This is a genomic window from Mesorhizobium sp. C277A, from assembly GCF_040324395.1.
Classification (GTDB): Bacteria; Pseudomonadota; Alphaproteobacteria; order Rhizobiales; family Rhizobiaceae; genus Mesorhizobium.
Genome location: NZ_JAMYVW010000002.1, coordinates 2,240,804 through 2,255,791 on the forward strand (window position 1 = coordinate 2,240,804; position 14,988 = coordinate 2,255,791).

Annotated in this window: 17 protein-coding genes; 8 read left to right on the top strand and 9 right to left on the bottom strand. The window is 62.3% G+C overall.

Going from position 1 to position 14,988, the window contains the following annotated elements:
- Positions 1–25: 25 nt before the first annotated feature.
- From NKK52_RS11250 to NKK52_RS11260, 3 genes are all read right to left on the bottom strand, one after another.
- A complete protein-coding gene (locus tag NKK52_RS11250; RefSeq protein WP_023667489.1) occupies positions 26–409 on the bottom strand; it encodes a hypothetical protein in 384 nt (127 codons plus the stop codon).
- Between the two features lie 75 nt (positions 410–484).
- Positions 485–1,036, bottom strand: a complete 552-nt coding sequence (locus NKK52_RS11255; RefSeq protein WP_023681499.1) for a DUF2155 domain-containing protein — start codon at positions 1,034–1,036, stop codon at positions 485–487.
- A gap of 115 nt (positions 1,037–1,151) precedes the next feature.
- Positions 1,152–1,550: an NADH:ubiquinone oxidoreductase subunit NDUFA12 gene (locus NKK52_RS11260; RefSeq protein WP_023710575.1), complete on the bottom strand. Its 399-nt coding sequence runs from the start codon at positions 1,548–1,550 to the stop codon at positions 1,152–1,154.
- A gap of 325 nt (positions 1,551–1,875) precedes the next feature.
- Between NKK52_RS11260 and panB the strand changes: the two genes are divergently transcribed.
- The 4 genes from panB to NKK52_RS11280 all read left to right on the top strand — a co-directional run bounded on the left by panB (position 1,876) and on the right by NKK52_RS11280 (position 6,543).
- A complete protein-coding gene (gene panB / locus NKK52_RS11265; protein ID WP_023681501.1) occupies positions 1,876–2,706 on the top strand; it encodes a 3-methyl-2-oxobutanoate hydroxymethyltransferase in 831 nt (276 codons plus the stop codon).
- Positions 2,703–3,575: a pantoate--beta-alanine ligase gene (gene panC / locus NKK52_RS11270; protein ID WP_502902992.1), complete on the top strand. Its 873-nt coding sequence runs from the start codon at positions 2,703–2,705 to the stop codon at positions 3,573–3,575. Before panB ends, panC begins: the two co-directional genes overlap by 4 nt.
- Before the next feature lie 224 nt (positions 3,576–3,799).
- Entirely contained in the window at positions 3,800–4,960 is a 1,161-nt protein-coding gene (locus tag NKK52_RS11275) for a helix-turn-helix transcriptional regulator (RefSeq protein ID WP_023681503.1), read from the top strand.
- 182 nt (positions 4,961–5,142) lie between these two features.
- Complete coding sequence (locus NKK52_RS11280; protein WP_023681504.1) at positions 5,143–6,543, top strand: ArnT family glycosyltransferase; 1,401 nt, start codon at positions 5,143–5,145, stop codon at positions 6,541–6,543.
- Positions 6,544–6,559: 16 nt separating this feature from the next.
- Here NKK52_RS11280 and NKK52_RS11285 read toward each other — a convergent pair whose 3' ends face one another.
- The 4 genes from NKK52_RS11285 to NKK52_RS11300 all read right to left on the bottom strand — a co-directional run bounded on the left by NKK52_RS11285 (position 6,560) and on the right by NKK52_RS11300 (position 10,092).
- Complete coding sequence (locus tag NKK52_RS11285) at positions 6,560–7,048, bottom strand: GNAT family N-acetyltransferase (protein WP_352628935.1); 489 nt, start codon at positions 7,046–7,048, stop codon at positions 6,560–6,562.
- Positions 7,049–7,052: 4 nt separating this feature from the next.
- A complete protein-coding gene (gene gatB, locus NKK52_RS11290; protein WP_023681506.1) occupies positions 7,053–8,552 on the bottom strand; it encodes an Asp-tRNA(Asn)/Glu-tRNA(Gln) amidotransferase subunit GatB in 1,500 nt (499 codons plus the stop codon).
- Positions 8,553–8,754: 202 nt separating this feature from the next.
- Positions 8,755–9,186, bottom strand: coding sequence for a CBS domain-containing protein (locus NKK52_RS11295; RefSeq protein WP_023667498.1), 432 nt, complete (start codon positions 9,184–9,186; stop codon positions 8,755–8,757).
- A gap of 138 nt (positions 9,187–9,324) precedes the next feature.
- A complete protein-coding gene (locus NKK52_RS11300; RefSeq protein ID WP_023681507.1) occupies positions 9,325–10,092 on the bottom strand; it encodes a rhomboid family intramembrane serine protease in 768 nt (255 codons plus the stop codon).
- Positions 10,093–10,492: 400 nt separating this feature from the next.
- On the opposite strand from NKK52_RS11300, the gene NKK52_RS11305 reads away from it, so the two are divergent.
- The 3 genes from NKK52_RS11305 to NKK52_RS11315 all read left to right on the top strand — a co-directional run bounded on the left by NKK52_RS11305 (position 10,493) and on the right by NKK52_RS11315 (position 12,769).
- Positions 10,493–11,131, top strand: a complete 639-nt coding sequence (locus NKK52_RS11305; RefSeq protein ID WP_023681508.1) for a PAS domain-containing protein — start codon at positions 10,493–10,495, stop codon at positions 11,129–11,131.
- A 124-nt stretch (positions 11,132–11,255) separates the two neighbouring features.
- Positions 11,256–11,873 carry a PilZ domain-containing protein gene (locus NKK52_RS11310; protein ID WP_023667501.1) on the top strand — a complete coding sequence of 206 codons (618 nt, stop codon included), beginning with the start codon at positions 11,256–11,258 and terminating at the stop codon, positions 11,871–11,873.
- A gap of 287 nt (positions 11,874–12,160) precedes the next feature.
- Positions 12,161–12,769, top strand: coding sequence for a transglutaminase-like cysteine peptidase (locus NKK52_RS11315; RefSeq protein WP_023681509.1), 609 nt, complete (start codon positions 12,161–12,163; stop codon positions 12,767–12,769).
- 243 nt (positions 12,770–13,012) lie between these two features.
- Here NKK52_RS11315 and NKK52_RS11320 read toward each other — a convergent pair whose 3' ends face one another.
- The gene (locus NKK52_RS11320; RefSeq protein WP_023681510.1) at positions 13,013–13,540 is read right to left on the bottom strand and encodes a gamma carbonic anhydrase family protein; all 528 of its coding nucleotides are present in this window, start codon (positions 13,538–13,540) and stop codon (positions 13,013–13,015) included.
- 85 nt (positions 13,541–13,625) lie between these two features.
- Complete coding sequence (locus NKK52_RS11325) at positions 13,626–13,994, bottom strand: DUF6949 family protein (protein WP_023681511.1); 369 nt, start codon at positions 13,992–13,994, stop codon at positions 13,626–13,628.
- A 110-nt stretch (positions 13,995–14,104) separates the two neighbouring features.
- Between NKK52_RS11325 and NKK52_RS11330 the strand changes: the two genes are divergently transcribed.
- Positions 14,105–14,830 (top strand): hypothetical protein, encoded by a 726-nt coding sequence (locus tag NKK52_RS11330; RefSeq protein WP_023681512.1) that lies wholly within the window; start codon positions 14,105–14,107, stop codon positions 14,828–14,830.
- Positions 14,831–14,988 lie beyond the last annotated feature (158 nt).

Genomic DNA, 14,988 nt, shown 5'->3' on the forward strand with positions numbered 1-14,988 from the left:
GAGCCGGCTCGACCGGTGAAAGGGGTCAGCCCTTCGCGGTTTCCATCGGCGTCTGCGAATGGAACATCATCTTCCAGCCGTTGACACGATGAACATAGCCGGTGCTAACCAACGCGGCGTAGGGCTCGCCGTTTTCTCGTGTCGCATGAGCCTCATAGGTCAGCATGATAATGTCGCTGCCGGGCTCGATGATACCCTTGAGGTCGATCTGAAGGTCGCGCCAGCGGTTGGGCTTGGTCGCGGTCTTGGCCAGATCGGCATTGTCCATTGCCTGTGCCATCTCAGGAAATGCTACCAGGCATTCTGTGTCGACATTGGCGGCGTAGTAAGCTTCGTCGCCCGTCCAGAACCCCTTTTCGAGTTCGAGCAGGTCGTCTTTGCTGGCCGTGATCCGTTTGCTGTCCGACATCAGAATATCCTCCAAGCGCATAAATGCGTCATCGTCCATGGCCCAACGCATAGTTGCCACCACGGTTCCGGAGGATCAGTTGGTGTTGGTCGCGTCAGGTTCCGTAGGGTCCGGCTGTTCGGCGGCCGGAGCAGCGGCGGGCTTTGGCTTGGACGTGTCGACCTTGGGCGTCTCGGCATTGGCCGCGTCGGGCGGCGGCACATCCGACTTCTGCTTGCAGCCCTTTAGCCAGACGTCATAGACGGCGTGCTCGACGGCGTTTAGGCCGGGGCTCTCGGCGAACATCCAGCCGGTGAAGATGCGGCGGATCTTGCGGTCGAGCGTGATTTCGTCGACTTCGACGAAGGAATCGGTCTTCGGCTCTTCATTCTCCGGCCGCGAATAGCAGATGCGCGGCGTCACCTGCAAAGCGCCGAACTGCACGGTTTCGTCGATGTAGACATCGAAGGTGATGATACGGCCGGTGATCTTGTCGATGCCGGCAAATTCGGCGACCGGATTGGTGATGCGATCGGAGATTGCGGGTGCTGCCGCAGGCGCCTGCGCCGCGGCAAACGCTGTCGGGAACATGGCGACAGCGCCAATTGCCGCCAGTCCGGCCATCGATGTCAGGCTGAAAATGTTCATGCGGAGATACCGGTGGTTTGGGCCCGGGTGATTCTGTCACGCCCAAGGCTATTCGCCGTTGTCATATCAGCAAGCAGCTAAACGCCAATTGTGGCGACAAAGGACCGGCCGGCGGTCAAGAACCAGGCGTCCACGCATCGTAGTCGCCCGTCACCTGCGGACGGTGCTGATTGGTGAGCACGGAACCCTTCGGGCGATAAGCCGCCGGTGTTCCCGTGAGGTTCGGCTCATGCGCCTTTTCCCATTCGCGCGGCCGATAGTCGTCGCTTGGCGGCGCCACATCGACGCGGTGATGCATCCAGCCGTGCCAGCCCGGAGGGATCGCCGACGCCTCCGAATAATTGGCGTAGATGATCCAGCGGCGGGTGCGGCCTTCCGAATCGACGCCGCCTTCGTAGTAGACATTGCCGGCCCCATCCTGGCCGACCTTGTTGCCGTGGCGCCAGGTGTGAAAACGGGTTCCCAGCGTCTGGCGGTTCCACCAGGTGAAAAACTGCAGAAGGAAAGTTTTCATTCAGATCCTCGCGGGCGCGCGGCGGTGGCTGTTCCCTGCTTATGGCGTCAGGCCTTGGCGAAGGCAAGGGTTTTGCGGCGCCTGCGGCACTGACGGCATGCCGAAACGCTCGGTCATTGGCCGATCCATTTCGCACCTGCGAACCGACGCTTGCCAAGCCGGCTGCGTCTTCCTAAAGCTCTCATCGCCCGGCGCTGCCGCATGACCCCGAAAATCGAAATCGATTTTCGGAAAGGATCATGCGCAAACCAAAGTGCTACAGCGTCCTTTGCGCGTCCACGGGACGCGCGGCGCTGTAGTCAACGCCGGCTGCGGGAGGTGAGGAATGGCCTTAGCTGTCGCCAGGATCAGTGCGGAGACAATACGCGCCCGCAAGGGCGGCGTGCCGGTCGTATGCCTTACCGCTTACACCTATCCCGTCGCCCGCCTGCTCGACGATCATGTCGACCTTCTCCTGGTCGGCGACAGCGTTGCCATGGTGCTGCATGGCCACAAGACCACGCTCGGCGCCTCGCTGGAGATGATGATCGCCCATGGCCAGGCCGTGATGCGCGGTTCGTCAAAGGCCTGCGTGGTGGTCGACATGCCGGCCGGCAGCTACGAGACTTCGGCCGCGCAAGCCCTTGCCTCGGCGCGCCGCATCTCTGAGGAAACCGGCTGCGAGGCGGTGAAGCTGGAAGGCGGCGTCGAAGTAGCCCTCCAGATCGCCGCAATCGTCACGGCCGGCATTCCAGTGATGGGCCATATCGGCTTGCAGCCGCAATCGGTGGAAAAGGACGGTGGCTACAAGATCAAGGGCCGCACGCCGGAGAATGTGGCCGCGCTCATGCGCGACGCCGACGCGGTCGCAAAGGCCGGCGCGTTTTCGCTGGTCATCGAAGGCACGGTCGAGACCGTTGCCGCCGACCTCACCCGGCACATTACCATTCCTACCATCGGCATCGGCGCCAGCCGCGATTGCGACGGCCAGATCCTGGTCATCGACGACATGGTCGGCCTGACGGTCGACCGGGTGCCGAAATTCGTCAAGGAATACGCCGATTTGCGCAGCGCTGTCGCCGATGCCGCGGCGCGTTATGCGGCGGAGGTGCGCAGCCGCACCTTCCCCGGGCCGGGCCACGTCTTTTCAGCCGCGAGCGACAAGGACAAGGCATGAACCGGCCCCCCATCCGCCAGCCGCTCGTCGTCGGCACCGTGCCCGGCCTTCGCGCGCAGATCCGCGAATGGCGGCGCGAAGGCCTGAGCGTCGCCATGGTGCCGACCATGGGCGCTTTGCATGACGGCCATATCTCGCTGGTCGGGGCTGCGCTCGCAACGGCCGATCGCTGCGTCGTCTCCATCTTCGTCAACCCGGCCCAGTTCGCCCCCACTGAAGATCTCGACAAGTATCCGCGGCAGCTGGCCCGCGATCTCGACCGGCTGACCGAGGCCGGCGCACAGCTTGCCTTCACGCCTACGGTTTCCGAAATGTATCCGGCAGGCTTTGCGACGAAGATTTCGGTCGGCGGCCCGTCTTCTGGCCTGGAATCGGATTTCAGGCCGACCTTCTTCGAGGGCGTCGCCACGGTCGTGGCCAAGCTCTTTCTGCAAGCCCTGCCCGACTACGCCATCTTCGGCGAAAAAGACTACCAGCAGCTTTGCGTCGTCCGAAAGCTCTGCCGCGATCTTGACCTTCCGGTGGAAATCGTCGGCGCGCCAACCGTGCGCGATGCGCATGGCCTGGCAATGTCGTCGCGCAACGCCTATCTCGACGCCGCCGAGCTCGACGTCGCGCGACAGCTCAATGTCATCTTGCGCCAGACGGCGGCAGCGCTCGCGGCCGGTGCCGATGAAAACGGCGTGACCGGTAAAGCCACTGCCGCGCTTCTCGAGGCAGGCTTCGACAGCGTCGACTATGTCGCCGCGCGCGAGAGCCTGACGCTCACCTCGTGGCGGCGTGACGGCGATGGCCGCCTGCTTGCCGCGGCGTGGCTTGGCAGAACCAGGTTGATCGACAATGTGGAAGTTTACTCATTTATTCCCTGAAAAATTCCAATTCCGTTCACTTTGATTTGTATCGCAGAGCGGCCCGAGCGCTCTTAGACAACGGCTCATCAGGTACGTTCTGGCCAGCCCGTAAGCGCTCACGATACACCGAACGCCGCTGTGAGACGTTTCACAGACGTAACCAAGCCGGCTATGTTGTGTGCGACCCCAGGCAGAGACAGTGTGTGACCTGCCACTACGCTGCAATCCTTACGAGGCTCTACGTGTCTGTCCAGGCCAACATAGTCGGTCGCGCCCTGCCGCAGATCGTCGAGGCAATCTACGATTCGATTGTCGATGTCGGCCGTTGGCCATCGACGCTTGAATCAATCTGCAAATTGGCGCTCGGCCGGCTTGCCATGCTGGCGGTCGTCGATACGGCGAGAAACTCGGCCCGGTTTTCGACTTCCTGCGGCGATCCGGTTCTGCTTGAGCCGCTGCAGCGCGACTACGCCTGCGAGGTGCCCTTTTTCAAGGCGGTGCCGAAGATGGAAGTCGACATACCGTTGACCGTCGACAGCGTCTACGCCCTGCAAGGCCCTGACGCCCGCCAGAACTGGCTCGAAAGCCGCATCGTGCGCGAGTGGGTGGAACCCAACCGTCTCGACGATTTCTTCTGGGTAGCGCTGATGAAGCAGCCGGCGCGCACCGGCACGCTGATGGTGGTTACCGACAAGGACAGGCCCCAGATTTCAGCCAGGGATATCGACCTGATGTCCAGGCTCGCCCCCCATGTCCGGCGTGCGGTGACCATCGGCGACCTGTTCGAGGCCGAGCGGCGCAAGGCCGACATCTTTCGCTCGATCCTTGAGAGCCTCGACCATCCAGTGCTGATCGTCGCCGACGATATGCAGATCATTTTCGCCAATCCGGCAGCCGAAGCCCTGCTCACCGAAACCGCCTCAGTGTCCTCGGTGCGCGGCCAGCTGTCCTTCGCTTATGCCAACGCCAACACCGCCATCGGTCGCGCCGTCCAGCTCGGCACGCGCGACGAATTCGCGCTCGGACCGTCCGGCATCAACATTCCGCTGGTGAAGGCCATGTCTCCGGCGGTGGCGCATGTCATGCCTCTGGCGCGACGCGACATTTCGGCCCGCATATCGCCGCGCGCCGCCGCGGCCATTTTCATTGCCGCCGCCGGCGCCGCATCAGTGCCGGCGCTGGAAGCGATCGCTGCGCTGTTCGGACTGACCGCAGCGGAAAAGCGTGTCGCCGGCCATGTCGCCGCCGGGCTGACACGGCGTGAAATCGCGGCTGCCAGCGGCGTCTCGGACGGCACCGTCAAATCACAGCTGGCAACCATCTTCGACAAGACCGCCACCGGCGACCAGCGAGAGCTGGAACTCCTGATGCGCGAATTGACGCCGCCGCTGCGCTCGGCCTGAAGCCATACTCGGAGACAATCGTCAAATTTTTCAACTATTTGCCGGTACGCAGGCGTAATCCACAATACCAAGCCGGCATCGTTGCAATTCGGCCAAAATCATGGTGCGGTTCTGCTCCGGTCCGAAGACGGTGCATCGTGCACGACCGGACGTGGAAACCATTTCCTGGGCGGTCCCCGAACTTGATACCGACACGAATTGAACGGCTGCTGCCTTACCTCTTCCTGCTGGCCCTGCTTTGCATCGCGCTCGCTTTTCGTCCGCTACTGCCGGTCGATGAGACGCGCTATCTCAGCGTCGCCTGGGAGATGTATCTCGGTGGACATGTCTTCGTACCGACGATGAACTTTGCGCCCTATCTGCAGAAGCCGCCGCTGTTGTTCTGGCTCATCGATCTCTCTTGGAACATCTTCGGTGTGAGCCGCGCGGCGGCGATGCTCGTCATCTTCGCCGCCTCGTCGCTGGTCATCTGGCTGACGACGCTTCTGGCCAAAACCCTGTTTCCCGAGCGCCCGGACATCGCCAGCCGCATCCCCTGGCTGGTGGCCGGCAGCACCGTCTTTGTCATCTATTCGACCCTGATCCTGTTCGACATGCTTTTGACGGCCTGCGTGGTCGCCGCACTGCTGTCGTTGCTGGTCTTCGCCAGGACCGGCAACCGGTGGCAGGCGGTGCTGGCGGGTCTGTTCATCGGGCTCGGCGTGCTGGCCAAAGGCCCGGTCGTGCTCATTCACATCGGCACGCCCGTCCTGCTCTATCCCCTCTGGCGTGACCGGCGAGCCGGCCTTGCCCCTTTGCAGTTCTTTGCCGGAGCCGGCCTGGCAATTCTCGCCGCCCTTGTCCCGGTCGCCATATGGCTGGCGCCCGCGACCATCCTGACCAAGGGCAGTTTCGTCTACGACCTCGTCTGGAACCAGTCGGCGGGTCGGGTTACCGGAAGCCTGCACAATTCGCATGGCCGGCCGTTTTACTTTTACCTGATGCTGTTGCCGCTCATGTTCGTGCCCTGGGCCTTTATCCCCCCGGTGTGGCGGCTGAGGCCGGTTGCCCGGATACGCAGCCTGATCGACACCAAATCCCCGGATCTGCGTGCCCTGCGCCTGCTGTCGTTCTCGTTCATTGCGGTGCTGCTGGTCTTCAGCGCCATATCCGGCAAGCAGCCGCACTATGTCGTGCCGGCACTACCGTTCGCGACCATTCTGCTGGGCTACTTCATGGCCGAGATTTCAGTCGCCAGGCTGAGGGCGACGGCCTTTGTCATGCTTGCCCTTTTCGCCATCGGCCACGCCGCCGCCTCGGCGACCGTGTTCAAACGCTACGATCTCACGTCGCTGGCGAGCTTCATCGACGAACGAAAGGACGCGGACTGGGCCGTCGCTTACGATTATCAGGGCGAGGTCGGTTTCCTTGGGCGAATAGAGAAGCCATTCGAGAACGCCGACAAGCCTGAGGAATGGCTCAAGTCTCATCCCGGCGGCTACGTCATCGAAAAGCAATCGAAAGATCCGGGCACATCCGAACAGATCGCCTTCCGGCAGCCGGTGGAACGCGGCTATCTGGTCGTCCTGAAGGGACAGCACTGAACGTTTCGTCGGACGCCTATCCCAGCGGCTTCTCGAAGATCAGCGCCGGCAACCCCGAACCGCCGCCGCAATCGGCGGTGCTGCCGGCCGGCAAAAATCCCTTCGAACGGTAGAAGGCGATGGCCGGCACGTTGGCCTCTTCCACCTCGACGCGCAACCTGTTCGCCTCGGGAAAGCTGGCTTCGACCTCGTCCAGCAAGGCCTGGCCGATGCCTTGCCGCTGGCAGGCCGGCAGTACATAGAGCTGGTTCAGCAGCACGATCTTCGTATCCGTCGTTGCGGCGGCAAAAGCCATGCCGCCGATACGCTTGCCGTCATCGGCGACCAGGAATTCCGAGTTCGGCCTTGTCAGCCGCGCCTTGAGCGAGGCGATCGAATGCCAGTCGTCGGTAATTTCGGTCACCCGCTCGGCGCCATAGATCGTGTCGTACGTTGCGTGCCAGGTTTCGACCAGCAGCGCGCGGACAGCGGCAAGGTCACGTTCGCTGGCGGTGCGGACGAACATTGTTCTATTCGATACCGAGCTTGGCCTTGACCAGATCGTTAACCGCTTGCGGGTTGGCCTTGCCGCCGGTGGCCTTCATCACCTGGCCGACGAACCAGCCGGCCATGGTCGGCTTGGCGCGAGCCTGCTCGACCTTGTCGGGGTTGGCGGCGATGACTTCGTCGACCGCCTTCTCGATGGCGCCGGTGTCGGTGACCTGCTTCATGCCGCGGCTTTCCACCAGCTGGCGCGGATCGCCGCCCTCGTTCCAAACGATCTCGAACAGATCCTTGGCGATCTTGCCGGAGATGGTGCCTTCCTTGATCAGGTCGATCACGGCACCGAGCTGCTCCGGTGTTACAGGAGCATTTTCAATGTCCTTGCCGGCCTTGTTAAGCTGGCCGAGCAGGTCATTGATGACCCAGTTGGCGGCAAGCTTGCCGTCGCGGCCCGAGGCCACCTGCTCGAAATAGTCGGCGATCGGCTTTTCCGACACCAGGATCGAGGCGTCGTATGTCGACAGGCCAAGTGAGGAGATCAGGCGCGCCTTCTTGTCGTCGGGCAGTTCCGGCAACTCCTTGGCCAGCGCGTCGACATAGGCCTGGTCGAACTCCAGCGGCAAAAGGTCGGGATCGGGGAAGTAGCGGTAGTCATGCGCCTCTTCCTTGCTGCGCATCGAGCGCGTCTCGCCTTTGACGGCGTCGAACAGCCTGGTTTCCTGGTCGATCTTGCCGCCATCCTCGAGGATGGCGATCTGGCGGCGCGCCTCGAACTCGATGGCCTGGCCGATGAAGCGGATCGAGTTGACGTTCTTGATCTCACAGCGCGTACCGAATTCGCCGCCGGGCCTGCGAACGGAGACGTTGACGTCGGCGCGCATCGAACCTTCGTCCATGTTGCCGTCGCAAGTGCCGAGATAGCGCACGATGGTGCGCAGCTTGGTGACATACGCCTTGGCCTCGTCGGCCGAGCGCATGTCGGGCTTGGAGACAATCTCCATCAGCGCCACGCCGGAGCGGTTGAGATCGACATAGGACATGGTGGGATGCTGATCGTGCATCGACTTGCCGGCGTCCTGCTCCAGGTGCAGGCGCTCGATGCCGATCTCGATGTCCTCGAACTCGCCCTGCCGGTCGGGACCGACCGAAATGACGATCGTGCCTTCGCCTACGATCGGCTGCTTGAACTGCGATATCTGGTAGCCCTGCGGCAGGTCGGGATAGAAATAGTTTTTCCGGTCGAACACCGACTTGTGGTTGATCTGCGCCTTCAATCCGAGGCCGGTGCGGATCGCCTGCTTGACGCATTCCTCATTGATGACCGGCAGCATGCCGGGCATGGCCGCGTCGACCAGGCTGACATTGGCGTTGGGCGCCGCGCCGAAAGTCGTCGACGCCCCGGAAAACAGCTTTGCTTCCGAGGTCACCTGCGCGTGAACCTCGAGGCCGATGATGATCTCCCAATCGCCGGTGGCGCCGGGGATAAAACGTTTGGCGTCGGGCGTGCGGGTATCGATAAGGGTCATGGTGGCCTGCGCTTTTGGCTCGCGAAAACTTCGATTTTCGTGATTTGGGTAATCGGTCTTCGCTAGTGCAAACCGCTTCGCGAGACAAGCGCCCAAAGCAGCGCAGAGCAGCGGGCTGGCCTTTTCAGCCGCTTTCGGCCGCTCGGCACCGATAGAATGAACGCCGCCGGCCGGTATTCCGGTCGGCGGTCTTTTCGTCAGGTCAGGCCGTTGCGATATAGGCCCTGATTTCGTCGGCCTCGCGCTCGACATCCTCGATGCGGCGCTTGACCACGTCGCCGATCGACACGATGCCGTCGAGCAGCCCATCCTTTTCCACCGGCAGATGGCGGAAACGGCCTTTGGTCATGATCTCCATCACCTCGTTGACCGTGTGGTTCTCGTTGCAGATCTTCACTTTCGGCGTCATCGCCGAGCGTACCGTTATATCAAGTGCGGCAGCGCCTTCCCTGGCAACGACCCGCACGATGTCACGCTCGGAAAGGATGCCGACGATCTTGCGATCGCCATTGGTGATGACCAGTGCACCGATCTTGTGGTCGGCCAGGATTCGAATGGCTTCGCTGAGCTTTACATTCGGCCCGAGCGTGAACACGTCATGGCCTTTTCTCTCGAGAATTGCCTTAACCGTCATGGCGTCCTCCTCCTCCTGCTTGGCTAGCCAGCTCCCGCCCTGACCGGCTTCACATAAGAGTGAACATCGTGCGCCGTGATCGGTTGCTTTTCAAGTGTGCCAGTGGGGTGTGCCAGTGGGGTGCGCCAATAGAGTGCGCTAGTCGGGGGTGCGCTGGTCGTCGGGGATCTCCCATTCAGGCGCCCGCCAACGCCGGTCGAACCAGCGCAACCCGAAGAAGCCTGCGACGAGGCCGCCAATGTGCGCTTCCCAGGCGATCTGGCCGGGTTCTCCGAGCCCGAGACCGTAAAGGCCGGTGGCGAGATTGATGACCATCCAGGCGCCGAGAAAATTGACGACGCCGCGCATGCGCAAAACGATTGCGATCGGCAGCACGGGGCCGGCAAAGGCCGCCCTGCCGGAGGAGCGGTCGGTACGGAACCCGAAACGCGCCGCAGCACCCATCATGCCCGATATCGCTCCGGAAGCGCCGACCAGCGGCGCTTCGCCGTATGGATGGACCGCCCAGAACAGCACCACCGCGGCCAGCCCGGTGGCGGCGAAAAACAAGGCGAACCAGAACCAGCCGAGACGGTTGGCCAGCGGCGACCCGAAGGCGGCCAGCGCAACCATGTTGATGGCAATGTGGGCAACGCCGCCATGCATGAAGGCATAGGTGAAAGGACGGGTGAAGAGGAACCAGTCGAAACCGTATTGGCCGGTGTAGAGGACCGGAATGAAGGCGCCATCGGTGAGCAATGTTATCTGCTGCTCTTCGGTCAGCACATATTGCTGCAGCAGGAAGACGGCGACGCAGATGCCGATCACCGCCAGCACCACCGGTGGCAGGTTGAACACCGGCTCGCGGCGCGGCGGCGGCGCCTCCGCGGTCTGTTCGGTCTCCAGGGGGCCGGCCGGTTCGCTCATATGCACTGATCCAGGGATTTGCGTGTGGCGAGCATCTAGGCCATGCCCGGACAAATCACAAACTACGAATCACAAAGCGCGAATCACAAACCGCGAATCAAAAAGAAGCCGTCCAAGGTTTCCCTTGAACGGCTGGTCGAGCCCCCTGCTCCCCTAAAACTATTGACCGAAGTGCTGTTGGTCGTCGCGAAACGACCGCTTCTGGAGTGGTTTTGGTGTGCCATGGCGAGCCTGTGCGCGCAACGTAAACCACTTGTTAACCTTAACGTCCCCGACCCGTGAACAAGTCTTAACGACGCTGGCACGCATCCTGCTCCGGAACGCATGTAGGTCATCGGAGGGCGCCCTTTCTGTTCACCGATGGGACCATCAGACGGCAGAATGCGCGGAGTTTCATAGCATGAACCAGAACGGATCAATCGCGCTGTTCCATTATTGGAATCGCCTGCGTCATGGACGTCCTGCCCCAAAGCGTTCGGAAGTCGAACCGGCCGACATCAAGGCGCTTTTGGCCGACACCTTCATCCTGGAAAGGGATACGCGCGGCGAAGCGGTGTTCCGGCTCGCCGGCACCAGGCTTTGCGCCGGCTACGGCCGCGAGCTCAAGGGATTTTCGTTCCCCTCGCTTTGGCGTGACAAGGACCAGCGGCTGGTGTCGCGCCTCATTCATGGCGTTTTCGAGCAGAAATCCGTTGTGCTGATCACTTACGAGGGGTTCAGCCGCAGCGGCCGGTCCAACCACTTCGAACTGCTTGCGCTGCCGCTCGATGGCGGCGTCGAGAACCCGCGCTGCCTCGGCGTCATCAGCGCCGTGGAAAAGCCGTTCTGGCTGGGCGCCGATCCGATCACCGACGCGCTGATCGACGCCATCCGCGTCATCGCTCCCGACAAGGAACCGATGTTCCTGAAAAACCGTCCGGAAATATCCGTTCCTTCGCTGGCTCCCACCGAACTCGAAGCGGCGGAGACCATCTCGGCGCTCGGTCGGTCGCGCCGTATCCGCCACCTCGTCGTGTTCGACGGCGGGCGCGAGCAATAGTCTCCAAGCCGGCGCTAATCTTAACTATCGGCGACCCACTTTTCTCCTTTGTTAACCTGCTTGGCTGTAGTTTTGGCCGAGATTCCACGCACGACGCGGGAATGCCAACGGGGTGTAGGCAGTCATGAGGTCAGCGGCGGTCGAATACGCACCGTCCCGCGCCGAAAGGCGTAATTTTCAGCGCGTCCGGGTCAAGATCTACGGGCGCTTCATGCTGGAGGACCGCACCGAGCACCCCTGCCAGGTCGTCGATATGTCGCCGGGCAATGTCGCGTTGCGCACCGAGCGCGTCGGCATGCCGGGCGAAAAAATCATTGCCTATATCGATCATATCGGCCGCATCGAGGGCGTGGTGACGCGCACCTCGCAGGACGGCTTCGCCATGACCGTCATTGCTTCGGATCGCAAGAAGGACAAGCTTGCCGCGCAGTTGACCTGGCTCGCCAACAAGCATGAACTCGACCTGCCGGAAGACCGCCGCCACGAACGCGTGGCGCCGCGCAATCCGACAAGCGTGCTGCAGCTCACCGACGGGCGCCAGTATCAGTGCCGCATCATCGACCTGTCGCTGTCGGGCGCGGCGGTCGAGATCGACGTCAAGCCGGCGCTCGGCATCCAGGTGATGCTGGGCACCATGCGTGGCCAGGTGGTGCGTCATTTCGAGGATGGCGTCGCCATCGAATTCGCCGTCATCCAGCGCCCGGAAACGCTCGATTCCGAGTTCAACGCCCCGCGCGCCTGAACGATCGGCAACAGGCAGCAAAAACGAACCGGCCCTGCGCGGCCGGTTTTTTGTTGCCGGCGTTCCGCCTGCCTCTCCAGCTTGTAGCGGCACGCAGCAAATCCACGGCTCCACCCGGAAATCCGCGCCCCGACACCGCGGTTTTACGCCGAGACCTGAACGATTTTATTTTAAAATAGGTCAAATTTTACGCGTATTCTATTGAGCTTTTACTCAATGTCTACTTCGGGTTTTTGCGTCAAATAAATCCAGCGCTGTCATTGTCTCCTCAAACGGGAGACTGACCAATGGCGAAGATTTGGGGCAAGCTGTTGCTCTTGGCAATGGCGATGCAGCTTTCCGCTTGGGGAACGGCGCAAGCAGCAGGACCGGCCTACATGCACACTGGCGGCCGCACGACACAGCCGGTCGGTCACTACGAATTCTGCCAGAAGCTGCCGCAGGAGTGCGCTCAGCGCACGCCGAAGCAGGCACCGGTCGAACTGACCCGCAAGCTGTGGGCGGCGATCGTCGACGTCAACAATTCTGTCAACACCCGGATCGTGCCGCGCACCGATATGGAAATGTGGGGCAAGGAAGAGGTCTGGTCCTATCCCGACAGCGGCTTCGGCGACTGCGAGGACTATGCGCTGGAGAAGCGCCGCGAATTGATGGCGCTTGGCGTTCCCGCCGGCAATCTCTTGATGACCGTAGCGCGCCAACAAAATGGCGACGGCCATGCGGTGCTGACCGTGCGCACCAGCCTCGGCGAGTTCATCCTCGACAATCTGGAGTCCAAGGTGCTGTCCTGGACCGACACCGACTACACCTACCTGAAGCGCCAGTCCGACCAGAATTCCGGCGTGTGGGTGACGATCAACGACGGCCGCGCCGACGCGGTTGCCAGCGTCCGCTAAAACGCCATCACAGAGGTCAAGCACATCGAATAATGCGACGTGCCTAACGAGAAAGCCCGGTCGAGTCCCCACCCTCCCCGTCCCCAACGACCGGGTTTTAAGGAGCCGGCCCCGTCCCCGGGCCGGCTCCACCATTTCAGACCATGATCCCGAGCCGAAGGACCGCGTCAGCGAAAGCGAGAAACGATTTTTGCTGCGCTGACCTGCCGTTCGGAAAAGATCAACGTCAAACATTAATAGAGTTCAGGCCTTCTTCAGCCCGGCCTTGAAGCGCTTGCCATTGGCGACATAGTGCGCGGCCGAGACGCGCAGCCTGGCAACCGCGGCATCGTCCAGCGTCCTGATCACCCGCGCGGGCGAGCCGACGATCAGGCAATTGTTGGGGAACTCCTTGCCCTCGGTGACCAGTGCGCCGGCGCCGACCAGCGAGTTCTTGCCGATCCTGGCGCCGTTGAGCACTATGGCGCCCATGCCGATCAGGCTGTTGTCGCCGATCGTGCAGCCATGCAGCAAGGCGCGGTGGCCGATCGTGCAGCCCTGCCCGATCGTCAGGGGAAAACCGGGATCGGTGTGCATCACCGTATGTTCCTGGACATTGCTGTCGGCGCCGATGACGATCGCCTCGTTGTCGCCGCGGATGACCACGCCAAACCAGAAGCCGGCATTGCGACCGACGCTGATGTCGCCGATCAACGTAGCGTCCGGCGCGATCCAGTTGCTGTCGGGATCCTCGAAACGGGGCGCTTTTCCGTCGATTGCATAGGTCGGCATTTGCAGTCTCCGATTCGTCGCAGGCCGGGACAAACCCTAGAACAATCCTAGGAAAACCGCGTAGCGGTTTCCCCCAGCAATTGCCTCAAGGCAAATACCGCGCCAGCGATTCCACCAAAAGCTGAAGCGCACCAGGAGAGCCAATGCCCCAGGAGGCAATGGCGATCAGCACGATGCCCAGCGTCAGCGCCCAGGCGATCACCGTGCAGCCGCAGGACATCAGCATCAGCGTGGAAATGCGGCCCTCGCGCCGCGCATCGAGCGCATCGTTGGCGAGCATGAACGGCCCGGCGCAAGCGGTCGTGGCCAGCGAGCGCAGGATGTACGCCGGCGACACATAAGGCTCGGCAAAGGCAAGCCGGCGGCCCGCCGCCAGTTCCATCACGGACCCAGCGAGCCCGCAGGCGGTGAGCCCGACGGCAAAAGCGAAGAGAACGGGTAGCAGCAGGCTCATCTTTACCTTCCGTTTACCATGAAATCGCACAGTCGCGTCCAGCGCAGCAAGAGCCATGCCGCGGCATGTGTGCCGCCTAGGGACAGAGGGCGGCCACTATGGGGATTGCGATGAAGCAGGCAGGGACCGCAGAAGAGTTCAACGTCGTCGATTCCGTGCTGATGAAGCGGGTGTTCTATGCTTTTGCCGCACTGGCGCTGCTGTCGCTGGCGATCAGCCTTGGCGGAAAATGGTTCGGCCGCTCGATCGCCATGGCCGGCTACACCGACGACATCACGGTCCACAGGGTAGTGATCGGCAACAATGTCATTGCCGTGCCGGCCAACGCCATCCGCTTCCTGCAGGCGCGGCGCGACGGCATCGCTTCGCGCCTCGACCTCTATCTGCGCTATCCCCAGATGGACGGCTACAGCGAAGCCGCCCGCGACGATTTCAACCACACGGGGGCCGCCAAAAACATCATCTTCCTGTCGTTTGAACCGCAGATGATGTCGCGCGACATGAGCGGCCGTTTCGCGCCGATCTATAGCGCGCTCATCAGCCAGCCCGGCGCGCCCGGCCCCGGCGGCACGACGATTTACGGTTTTACGGAAAAATCAGGCTATCTCAACGAGGTGCTCGCGGTCGCCGGCCGGGCCGGCAAGGACCCGTTCGTCGCCCGCTGCCTGAGCGGACCGAGCGCCGAGGAATCGCTGGCGCCCTGCGAGCGGGACATCCAGGTCGGCGACAGCCTCAGCCTGACCTACCGCTTTCCCCGGGAGTTGCTGGGCAACTGGCCGGCGCTTGACGCCGCTATCGTCGCCGAGGCCACGCGCGTCCTGAAGACCGGGCGCTAGCCTGCCTCTGTTCGGGCGAAGCGAAGCGGCGCAGAAATTTACGAACGTTGGCGGGACAGCACCCCCCTCTGTCCTGCCGGACATCTCCCCCGCAAGGGGGAGATTACGCCCCCATCACTGCTTTCGCCAATTATCGAGGTTGCAGAAGAAGAGCCGAG